This is a genomic window from Janthinobacterium sp. UMAB-56, assembly GCF_900095265.1.
Taxonomy (GTDB): Bacteria; Pseudomonadota; Gammaproteobacteria; order Burkholderiales; family Burkholderiaceae_D; genus Janthinobacterium.
Map to the genome: position 1 here is coordinate 1 of NZ_LT607704.1, position 548 is coordinate 548.

Genomic DNA, 548 nt, shown 5'->3' on the forward strand with positions numbered 1-548 from the left:
GCGCCGACGGTACGACCGCCTTCACGGATAGCGAAGCGCAGGCCTTCTTCCATCGCGATCGGGTTGATCAGCTTGACGGTGATCGACACGTTATCGCCTGGCATGACCATTTCTTTGTCTGCTGGCAACTCGATCGAACCAGTGACGTCCGTCGTGCGGAAGTAGAACTGTGGACGATAGTTGTTGAAGAATGGCGTATGACGGCCGCCTTCGTCTTTCGACAGAACATAGATCTCGCCGGTGAAGTGAGCATGCGGCTTGATCGAGCCTGGCTTCGCCAGAACTTGACCACGTTGCACGTCTTCACGCTTGGTGCCGCGCAGCAGCAGACCAACGTTGTCGCCTGCTTGACCTTGGTCCAGCAGTTTGCGGAACATTTCCACGCCGGTGCAAGTCGTTTTGACGGTATCGGTGATGCCGACGATTTCGATCTCTTCGCCGACTTTAACAATGCCGCGCTCGATACGACCGGTCACAACGGTACCGCGACCCGAGATCGAGAACACGTCTTCTACTGGCATCAGGAAGGCACCATCAACAGCGCGCTC

Annotated in this window: 1 protein-coding gene; it reads right to left on the bottom strand. The window is 56.8% G+C overall.

The window, feature by feature from the left end; all coding sequences use genetic code 11:
- Nucleotides 1-548, bottom strand: a 548-nt coding sequence (locus K0F85_RS28350) for an EF-Tu/IF-2/RF-3 family GTPase (RefSeq protein ID WP_257638219.1), incomplete at both ends; no start/stop codon positions are given.